This window comes from Vibrio sp. 2-2(8), assembly GCF_963888495.1.
Lineage (GTDB): Bacteria > Pseudomonadota > Gammaproteobacteria > Enterobacterales > Vibrionaceae > Vibrio > Vibrio anguillarum.
This window is the reverse complement of sequence record NZ_CAWPJM010000018.1, coordinates 1-8,429: the sequence shown is the minus strand read 5'-3', so window position 1 is coordinate 8,429 and position 8,429 is coordinate 1. Positions and strand designations below refer to the sequence as shown.

Genomic DNA, 8,429 nt, shown 5'->3' with positions numbered 1-8,429 from the left:
TTCAACTAACAAACGCTTCAAGACGGATTCGCAACGCTTGGCGGTTTTTGTTTGCATTGATTAAGGTGTTTACGGTGTAATAATTGAGTGTCGTGGCCGCGTTGCTCACCACTTAAGCGGGCGTTATGCAACTCAGGTAAATTTAGGGGTTCAATCTTTTTAGGTTTCTCCGGCCATTCGTTTTATGTTGTCGGCAAATGAGCTTTTTTACCCTAAAATTCGTGGTTAACTCAAGCCGTAAAACAGGCAAAGTTCTTTGTTTGCCTCAATGAGTTTTGGTGCTGGTTTGTTGCCAATTCAGCGTGCGCAAAGTGTGGAAAGGGCAAGTTAATCGAGCATTTTGCACTTGCTGAAAGTATTGCTTGTAGGGTTTGTCTCATTCAAAAGCTTGGTTTGTTGCTGAAAGGTGGACTTTGTTTTGGCGGCTTATTTATCACGGCTCTGGCTTCGGTTGATTCTTGAATTACTCAACCATTGCAATCGTGGCTTTTGATCGAGTAAAGTTGGTTTATCTTATTGAATTTGCATAACAAACGGCTCAAGAGGGATTGCCAACGCGTGGCGACTTTAGTGCAAAATTGAAGTTCAGCGTTTACAGTGGTTTTTTGAGTTCGGTGGTGCGTTGTCAACCCCTTAGCCGGGCGTTATGCAACTCAGGTAAATTTAGGGGTTCAATCTTTTTAGATTTCTCCGGCCATTCGTTTTGTATTGTCGGCAAATGAGCATTTTTATCCTAAAATTCTTGGTCCACTCAAGCCGTAAAACAGGCAAGGTTCTATGTTTGCCTCAATGAGTTTTGGTGCTGTTTTGTTGTCAATTCAGCGGGCGCAAAGTGTGGAAAGGGCAAGTTAATCGAGCATTTTGCACTTGCTGAAAGTCTTGCTTGTTGAGTTTGTCTCATTCAAAAGCTTGGTTTGTTGCTGAAAGGTGGGCTTTGTTTTGGCGGCTCATTTATCACGGCTCTGGCTTGGGTTGATTCTTGAATCACTCAACCATTGCAATCGTGGCTTTTGGTCGTATAAATTCGGTTTATCTCATTGAATTTGCATAACAAACGGCTCAAGAGGGATTGCCAACGCTTGGCGATTTTAGTGCAAAATTGAAGTTCAGTGATTACAGTGTGTTTTTTAAGTTCGGCGGTGTGTTGTCAACCCCTTAGCCGGGCGTTAGGCAAGGTGAGTTTTTATCAGCTAAATCGAGTTGAAATTGAACGATAAATTCAAGGTTTTCTGGCTTAAGTTAGGCAATAAATAGTCATCACATATTTGTTGTTTCTTGATCGCGTTGGGTTGTTTATCGCTATGAATTCATCGGTGAAATAACCTTCAGCATCCAAACGTCCGCCGAGCATGCTACGCTCGTCACTTTTCTTCCAAATCGCTAAATTTGAGTTTTTTGTTTCTTTGCTGATTTGGCATTTTGGTTTATAAATTAATCGGTTAGTTTGTTTTAAGTTTATAAAAAAGTTCGTTCTTTAGTTTTAAAAGTGTCGGTGTCAATCGGTTGGCCTAACAAACGGCTCAAGAGGGATTGCCAACGCGTGGCGGCTTTAGTTCAAAATTGAAGTTCAGTGTTTAAGTGTGTTTTTTAAGTTCGGCGGTGCGTTGTCAACCCCTTAGCCGGGCGTTATGTGCCATATCGGTATGCTTTGCAAGATAAAGAGTAGTGAGGATGGATAATATTATTAGGGAACTAGATTTTAGTTGGTCGCTGTTAGATTCAGGTTTAACTAATCATTTTAAGTACCACAAGAAAAAGACGAGTCGTACACTAATTCATAAACCATCTGAGCACGACGTTAATCAAGCATTTGAGGAACTGTATTTCCAAATACAGCGCTACTATCCCGAACTAAAGGGAAAAAAGTATCAGTGGATGATTACCGATATAGGTGTTTTTTTGAGGGTAATTGGCAATTAATCACCACGTTGTAAGGCACATAACAAACTGTTCAAGAGGGATTCGCAACGCGTGGCATTTTCACTATGCGTTGGTTTTAGTGATTAAGGTGGTATGCTGCGGCTTCGGTATTGCGTTGCTCACCCCTTAACAGGGCGTTATGTGCTAGTGTACGCCGAATTCTTTACTATGATTTCGTTAATAAAGACTACTGCGGAAATGTGATAGGATTTTTGTTATGGAGGATAGGAAAATGAGTGAGGTCCCCAAGTCACCGTGCATTAGACAGTGCTGTTTAGATGAAATGGATATTTGTTTGGGATGTTTCAGATCGTTGAATGAAATTATTGACTGGCATTCTTCAACGATAATTGAAAAGAACAAGATTCTTATCGCATGCCGTCAAAGAAGGGAATTGGCTCAAAAATCGAGGTTTTAGCTTTCTCTAAAAGTATTACTGGTGATAATTTTGTCTAAGTTGGCTGAGAATTTGTTAGAAAATGAGCATATAAAAACGGCCCTTGACGTCGTGGGCCGCTGATATTTAGTAATGCAAGGCTAGTGCTCAGGTGTTTCTAGCAGCTTAATTGCACTTTCAACTGCATTATTGATCGCTTGGTCATTTTCAAGTTTTCCTGAACTTGCTGGCCCAAGAGCTCTAGAGTATAGAGCTAATTGTTTGTCCAAAGGCAAGCCCAACTGTTCATACAGATTTTCGCGAATTTTTGCATGTTGTTCAGGGTCTTGGTTTGCAAGGCTAATAAGTGTTTCATAAATAAGAGCTTTCATATCATGTCCATTTTATTATAGTTAACTTGGTGCGTATGGATTATAGCTGAGCCCTTAATGTAAATCTTGTGCAACAATCACATAACAAACGGCTCAAGAGGGATTGCCAACGCTTGGCGATTTTAGTGCAAAATTGAAGTTCAGTGTTTACAGTGTGTTTTTTAAGTTCGGCGGTGCGTTGTCAACCCCTTAGCCGGGCGTTATGTATATGGGAGATTCTGAGTGTTCCATGATAGATTGATTAATAAACCTAAAGACTTAGAAAGCTACGTACAGTATGTATATTCAAGCTTGTTGAACCTCCGTGATGAAGGTGTAGTGGTAAGTAGTAATGTCATATTGGTTGGAAAGTCAGGTGCCAAGCACGAAGTGGATGTTTACTATCAATTTGAGAGATCAGGTGTTGTCCACAAGGTTGCATTTGAGTGCAAATTTAAATCTCGAAGAGTTCAGAAATCAGATGTCATCGATTTTCATGGAAAACTACAGGATATTGGTAACATTCAGGGCATTTTTGTAAGTAAGAGTGGTTATCAACAAGGAGCTAAAGACTATGCCAAGCACTATGATATTCAGCTTTTGACGCTAGATGACTTACCGACCTTAAATATATTGGTAGCGAAAAGAATAGAGTCAGTCGCATTACCTGATGAATCATATATAGGTGAGCCTTTTTGGTGTCTAATGGAAATTTCGACTGATGGATTAACAGGTAGTTATTATTCACGTTCGGACGGCATAGTTTTTAAGAAGTATTTAATTCCGTTATTTATTTCTAAGCTTGATGCACGTGAGTATTTAGAAGCACTGCCTGATAAAAAGGATTATGTAGTCAGAGGGTTACCGCAGCACTCTTTAAAGTTCTTGTTTGAAACAGCCAACTTAGGCAAGGGTAAAGTTAGTTTTGCCCTAATGTTACATGGCTCTGGTCCTGACGGGCTTTGGCCAGGAATCTCATACTCGCTTGACGAGTTGAAGTCCCGATTTTTGTTAGATCAGTCGTAATATATACATAACAAACTGTTTAAGAGTGATTCGCAACGCGTGGCATTTTTACTATGCGTTAGTTTTAGTGGTTAAGGTGGTATGCGGGAGCATTGGTATTGCGTTGCTCACACCTTAACAGGGCGTTATGTGCTAGTGTACGCCGAATTCTTTACTATGATTTCGTTAATAAAGACTACTGCGGAAATGTGATAGGATTTTTGTTATGAAAGATAGGAAAATGAGTGAGGTCGAAGAGCCCAAGTCACCGTGTATTAGACAGTGCTGTTTAGATGAAATGGATATTTGTTTGGGATGTTTTAGATCGTTGAATGAAATTATTGATTGGCATTCTTCAACGATAATTGAAAAGAACAAGATTCTTATCGTATGTTGTCAAAGAAGGAAATTGGCTCAAAAATCGAGGTTTTAGTTTTATCTAAAAGTACTACTGGTGATAATTTTGTCTAAATTGGCTGAGAGTTTGTTAGAAAATGAGCATATAAAAACGGCCCTTGACGTCGTGGGCCGTTGATATTTAGTAATGCAAGGCTAGTGCTCAGGTGTTTCTAGCAGCTTAATGGCACTTTCAACTGCATTATTGATCGCTTGGTCATTTTCAAGTTTTCCTGAACTTGCTGGCCCAAGGGCTCTAGAGTATAGAGCTAATTGTTTGTCCAAAGGCAAGCCCAACTGTTCATACAGATTTTCGCGAATTTTTGCATGTTGTTCAGGGTCTTGGTTTGCAAGGCTAATAAGTGTTTCATAAATAAGAGCTTTCATATCATGTCCATATTATTATAGTTAACTTGGTGCTTATGGATTATAGCTGAGCCCTTAATGTAAATCTTGTGCAACAATCACATAACAAACGGCTCAAGAGGGATTGCCAACGCGTGGCGGCTTTAGTGCAAAATTGAAGTTCAGTGTTTACAGTGTGTTTTTTAAGTTCGGCGGTGCGTTGTCAACCCCTTAGCCGGGCGTTAGGCAAAGTGAGTTTTTATCAGCTAAATCGGGTTTGAATTGAACGGTGAATTCCATGTTCTCATGGCTGGACTTAAGCAATAAATCGTCATCACATATTTGTTGTTTCTTGATCGTGTTGGGTTGCTTTTCGTTGTGAATTTAGCGGCAAAATAATCTTCAGCATCCAAACGTCCGCCGAGAATGCTACGCTCGTCACTTTTCTTCCAAATCGCTCAATTTGAGTTTTTTTGTTTCTTTGCTGATTCAGCATTTTGGTTTATAAATGAATCGGTTAGTTGGTTTTAAGTTTATAAAAAAGTTCGTTCTTTAGTTTTGAAAGTGTCGGTGTCAATCGGTTGGCCTAACAAACGGCTCAAGAGGGATTGCCAACGCTTGGCGACTTTAGTACAAAATTGAAGCTCAGTGTTTACGGTGTGTTTTTTGAGTTCGGCTATGCGTTGTCAACCCCTTAGCCGGGCGTTATATTTTTAAGTTGGTTAAATGAATAAAAAGATATTAAATATTCATACGAATGCGTATGAGAAATGGAAAACTCAAACCCAAGATGCATTTGAGTTTTCAGTCCTAGTATGTTCGGCTGTTCCTACATTAAAACGAAATATTCAGCTATTTGAGAAAGGTGTTATAGATTCAATGACCAAAGCTGATCATTACGCTCCGAAAGGAGATGTTTCGCGTGAACAGCAAAATAAAATGAATACTGAACTTAAGGGACGAGCTGTAGGATATAAACAAAAATTAGCTAAGTATACATTGCTCAGTAATTTTAGTTTTTTCGAATCGTATGTTCATGATGTAATTTATGAATTTATTGATTCTCATGGTGGTAGAGATCAATTACTTGCTAATGCCAAGAAGAAAACACTAGATCATATTACAAATGATAGCCAAGACATTGAGAAGCTAAGACGAAAAATAAGAAGAGCAAATAAGGTTAAATCCTATCAACAGTATGTTTCGGCAAGCGATAAGCTTGAAGGTTTAGGGTACAGATTTCCAAGTGAACAATTTTCAACCTATGGCATAAAGATGCTAGTTGAGCGTTTGAGTAATCTACGTTCTGTTGAAATTCCAGATTTACTTTCAGATGGATTCTCTCTAGAACTCTCAGAACAAGAGGTAAGTGATTTCCATGGTATAAGAGATATAAGAAACAAAATCGCTCATGGGGAACCTGTAAATTTGGATTTACGAGAAGTTGCTGATAAATGCTTGATAATAAGAGAAATAGCAAAGAAAGTGGACCAACATCTACTAAGATATTTTTTTATATCTGAAACCTTTCCTAAAAGTGCCGAAAAAATATAACAAACGCCTCAAGAGGGACTGTCAACGCGTGGCGTTTCCAGTCCCATTGAGCTGCGGTGGTTTCGGTTGTTGTGTTTGGGTTTTGTGGTAATGCGTTGCCAGCCCCTTAGGCGGGCGTTAGGCAAGGTGAGTTTTTATCAGCTAAAACGAGTCGAAATTGAACGGTAAATTCCATGTTCTCAGGCTGAGCTTAAGCAATAAATCGTCATCACATATTTGTTGTTTCTTGATCGCGTTAGGTTGTTTAGCGTTGTAAATTCAGCGGCAAAATAACCTTCAGCATCCAAACGTCCGCCGAGCATGCTACGCTCGTCACTTTTCTTCCAAATCGCTCAATTTGAGTTTTTTGTTTCTTTTCTGATTTGATATTTTGTTATATAAATGAATCGGTTAGTTTGTTTTGGTTTGAAAAGAAGCCTTGTTCTTTAGTTTTGAAAGTGCAGGTGTCAATTGGTTGGCCTAACAAACGGCTCAAGAGGGATTGCCAACGCTTGGCGGTTTTAGTGCAAAATTGAAGTTCAGTGTTTACAGTGTGTTTTTTGAGTTTGGCGGTGCGTTGTCAACCCCTTAGCCGGGCGTTATGCCTCTTTTGTAAACCTCTAGCAATTACTTAAATTAAGGTCTAAAATTAGGTCTGATTTTAATGCTTATATGGTGAAGTTATGAGACAGGTACTAGCGAATTGCTCTGCCAGTATTTCAGAGTTAAAGAAAAATCCAACTGCTCTTTTGAACGAGGCTGATGGTTCAGCTATTGCGATCCTTAACCACAACAAACCCGCAGCTTACCTTGTACCGGCTGAAACTTACGAGTATCTGATGGATATGCTTGATGATTATGAGCTTTCCCAAATAGTAGATAGTCGTCGTGGTGATTTGTCGCAAGCTGTGGAAATCAATATTGATGACTTATAAGTTAAAGTTTTTGCCTGCAGCCCAAAAGGAGTGGAGTAAGCTAGCGCCAACGATTCAGAGTCAATTTAAAAAGAAACTCAAAGAAAGGCTAGAAAACCCCCACGTCCCATCATCAAAATTACGAGGTTATGATTCTGTTTACAAAATCAAACTTCGTACATCTGGTTATCGTTTGGCTTATGAAGTCATCGATAATGAAGTTGTCGTTTATGTACTCGCTGTTGGTAAACGAGATAAAGACGCTGTTTATAAGAAGCTGGCTTCACGCTTCAGCTAGCGGCATAACAAACGCTTCAAGAGGGACAGCCAACGCGTGGCATTTTTACTATGCGTTGGTTTTTGTGATTATGGTGTTATGCGGAAAGTCAGTAGTAGCGTTGGCTGCCCCTTAAGCGGGCGTTAAATGAATTGGGAAGCATATGTACAACGATTTTGTTGCAAAAATTAATGTTCGAGTTGAAGCGATACTCAATGAGATCGAGACTATTTACAATTTTGATGTCGGTGATGAGTTTGAAATTGGCATCTGTAAACTACTTAAAACCTTCTTACCGGAGAAGTATGGTGTATGTCGAGGGCATATAATTACAAAAGATGGTGCTCAAGCCGGAGATGACATTATCATTTATGATAAGCATCGATTTCCTATTCTCAGAATGCTAAATGAAGACAGTTTATGGCGTAAGCAATTTATACCGGCAGAAGCGGTATATGCTTATATCGAAGCCAAAAATACATTACATGTAGAAGGTGACATGTCTGATGGTCAAAGTTTGCTGAAAGCAGTCAATCAGGTGCATCTAGCGAAAAGTTTAGCGCGCTCTCCAAAGCATATTGGTGATATTGATCGTTATGTCAAATTTAACTCTGCTTCCCAAGGTTCCATAGGGTGGCCGAAAATTCGTAATCCAATGTACGGGTGTATTCTAGCGAGAAATATCAAGCTAAATAGAAGTTCAAGGGAGCAATTAGTAGACTCTATGCCTCTACATCTTCAATGCAATTTGAGAACGGACTCGAATTCCCCTCGTTATGAACCAGATCTTAACTTTCCGGACTTAATCATTGGCGGTAAAGATCATATTGTTGTGCCAGCGATAGGAGGTGTATTTACTTCTCCTTTTCTGGTTAAGGGAGAGAGTAGCATGAATCATATCCCTAATACCCAAGGGAAAGCATTCGGAATTGGCTTGTCGACAATAATCTATGCGCTGAACGCTATCGATTTAAAAGATATGTATTGGCCAGCGATTATCGCTAATGCTACTGGTGCTACTTTGACTAACTCTGAGGAATAAAATTCATTTAACAAGCAATTTAAGAGGGATTCTCAACGCTTGGCACTTTTGCTTCTACTTCAAATTTAGTGTTTATGGCACAATGCTTTAGGTTTGGGTGGAGGCGTTGTTCACCCCTTAATTGGGCGTTATGTAAATTAATATAAAGTCGGAGTGTTGTTTGTTTAAGTTCAGTGAAGAAGTTCAAAAATTAAAAACGCAGACATTAGTTCTATCTGGCGTTGCGATGTTTATTGCCATTACGGGAGCA

At 39.4% G+C, this 8,429-nt stretch carries 9 protein-coding genes; 7 read left to right on the top strand and 2 right to left on the bottom strand.

Annotated elements, in window-relative coordinates:
• Nucleotides 1–2,137: 2,137 nt before the first annotated feature.
• Nucleotides 2,138–2,338 carry a DUF1289 domain-containing protein gene (locus AACV12_RS06300; protein WP_082069745.1) on the top strand — a complete coding sequence of 67 codons (201 nt, stop codon included), beginning with the start codon at nucleotides 2,138–2,140 and terminating at the stop codon, nucleotides 2,336–2,338.
• 119 nt (nucleotides 2,339–2,457) lie between these two features.
• Here AACV12_RS06300 and AACV12_RS06295 read toward each other — a convergent pair whose 3' ends face one another.
• Nucleotides 2,458–2,688, bottom strand: coding sequence for a PAS factor family protein (locus tag AACV12_RS06295; RefSeq protein WP_013868597.1), 231 nt, complete (start codon nucleotides 2,686–2,688; stop codon nucleotides 2,458–2,460).
• 222 nt (nucleotides 2,689–2,910) lie between these two features.
• On the opposite strand from AACV12_RS06295, the gene AACV12_RS06290 reads away from it, so the two are divergent.
• Together AACV12_RS06290 and AACV12_RS06285 are read left to right on the top strand one after the other, a co-directional pair.
• Nucleotides 2,911–3,693: a restriction endonuclease gene (locus AACV12_RS06290; RefSeq protein ID WP_049877279.1), complete on the top strand. Its 783-nt coding sequence runs from the start codon at nucleotides 2,911–2,913 to the stop codon at nucleotides 3,691–3,693.
• A gap of 205 nt (nucleotides 3,694–3,898) precedes the next feature.
• Nucleotides 3,899–4,105: a DUF1289 domain-containing protein gene (locus AACV12_RS06285; RefSeq protein ID WP_083250237.1), complete on the top strand. Its 207-nt coding sequence runs from the start codon at nucleotides 3,899–3,901 to the stop codon at nucleotides 4,103–4,105.
• Between the two features lie 119 nt (nucleotides 4,106–4,224).
• On the opposite strand, the gene AACV12_RS06280 is transcribed toward AACV12_RS06285, so the two are convergent.
• The gene (locus AACV12_RS06280) at nucleotides 4,225–4,455 is read right to left on the bottom strand and encodes a PAS factor family protein (protein WP_013868597.1); all 231 of its coding nucleotides are present in this window, start codon (nucleotides 4,453–4,455) and stop codon (nucleotides 4,225–4,227) included.
• Between the two features lie 684 nt (nucleotides 4,456–5,139).
• Here AACV12_RS06280 and AACV12_RS06275 point away from each other — a divergent pair.
• The 4 genes from AACV12_RS06275 (at nucleotide 5,140) to AACV12_RS06260 (ending at nucleotide 8,179) form a co-directional block, all read left to right on the top strand.
• Nucleotides 5,140–5,967 carry a HEPN domain-containing protein gene (locus AACV12_RS06275; RefSeq protein ID WP_001035095.1) on the top strand — a complete coding sequence of 276 codons (828 nt, stop codon included), beginning with the start codon at nucleotides 5,140–5,142 and terminating at the stop codon, nucleotides 5,965–5,967.
• A gap of 662 nt (nucleotides 5,968–6,629) precedes the next feature.
• The gene (locus AACV12_RS06270) at nucleotides 6,630–6,881 is read left to right on the top strand and encodes a type II toxin-antitoxin system Phd/YefM family antitoxin (RefSeq protein ID WP_001250181.1); all 252 of its coding nucleotides are present in this window, start codon (nucleotides 6,630–6,632) and stop codon (nucleotides 6,879–6,881) included.
• A complete protein-coding gene (locus AACV12_RS06265) occupies nucleotides 6,871–7,158 on the top strand; it encodes a type II toxin-antitoxin system RelE family toxin (protein ID WP_000221356.1) in 288 nt (95 codons plus the stop codon). The genes AACV12_RS06270 and AACV12_RS06265 overlap by 11 nt, the downstream gene beginning before the upstream one ends.
• Before the next feature lie 142 nt (nucleotides 7,159–7,300).
• Entirely contained in the window at nucleotides 7,301–8,179 is an 879-nt protein-coding gene (locus AACV12_RS06260) for a DUF6602 domain-containing protein (protein WP_170901570.1), read from the top strand.
• Nucleotides 8,180–8,429 lie beyond the last annotated feature (250 nt).